The organism is Bartonella florencae (assembly GCF_000312525.1).
Classification (GTDB): domain Bacteria; phylum Pseudomonadota; class Alphaproteobacteria; order Rhizobiales; family Rhizobiaceae; genus Bartonella; species Bartonella florencae.
Genome location: NZ_HE997474.1, coordinates 1 through 1,112, shown reverse-complemented (window position 1 = coordinate 1,112; position 1,112 = coordinate 1). Strand labels below are relative to the sequence as shown.

Annotated in this window: 1 protein-coding gene; it reads right to left on the bottom strand. The window is 31.6% G+C overall.

Annotation, left to right across the window (positions count from 1 at the left end; genetic code table 11):
- Positions 1–456: 456 nt before the first annotated feature.
- Positions 457–1,029 carry a hypothetical protein gene (locus BN202_RS08830; RefSeq protein ID WP_019220286.1) on the bottom strand — a complete coding sequence of 191 codons (573 nt, stop codon included), beginning with the start codon at positions 1,027–1,029 and terminating at the stop codon, positions 457–459.
- Positions 1,030–1,112 lie beyond the last annotated feature (83 nt).

Genomic DNA, 1,112 nt, shown 5'->3' with positions numbered 1-1,112 from the left:
CGATCTCAAATCCAACCCTTCCAAACTCTTCAAAATCTTTAATATTTTTACGTAGCAATCTAATAACAGTAGCATGGCTATTACCCACACCCTCTGCAATTTTTAGAGAATTTGTAACTGCAACGCCATCATCATTGATTGTAACTAGATCTTTCATTGAAAAAACCTTTCTAATAGTTAGTACGTTTTTGATTTAAAACCCTATAAAGGCATCGGGCGCTCAAAAACACGGCTATTAGTCCGTCGCTATGCTTTTCCCTCGCGAAGGGTATTGTATGGCATAGCTACACCCGACAAAATCATTATATGCTAGTCATAACATAAAAGACAGCCAGTATTTTAAAGGCATGGGAAAGGTTGTTACGTAACCCGTCCGCTAATAGCTAAGTGTTTTTGAAGCACTTAATGATTCGTTTAACAAAACCTTCCTTTAAAGTCAATACGTATTTTATTTTTTCACTTTTTTTCATTTTGATAGTTACCTAGTTGAATATCACGCGCTTTTAAAATTTTACTTTTGGTTTTAACAGAAGATTGTAGTGTGTAAATGGATATGTTTATTAAACTGCGTGTACGAAACATAAGAAACAATACACAGAATAAAAAATAGTACCAAAGTACAATGTCTAAATACCCAAATACGGTATCCAATGAAAAAGAAAATTTGTGCTCTACATACTTAGAAATGACAGGCAAAGAAACAGTTTCTTTATAACCATTTGGAAAAATTAAAACGATAAGCGCTAAAATTATTATCTTTAAGAGCCTGTGCATATACTGTTGTAAATCACGTGTTAGCCTCATCCAACCTGTTGTGTTACCATGTTTATATTTTGGGTTGTAATGCAACTCAGAAGGAATATGAGAATTACATAAAATTACAAAAATATTTGTTATTATTATCAAACCAAAAGATGCAAATATCAAAATACTTTGGATAAAGTAGGGATTTTTTTTAATTTCTAAAAAATATAAAAATATAAAAATTATAATACCAAACAAGGCTCTTAGTTGCTTATCTGTAAACATGTTCATTTTCTGCGACTTTTGATAATTTCTTAATTTCCTTGTTGATCTCATCTATAAGGGGCTCGTAATTGAGAACGCTCTTA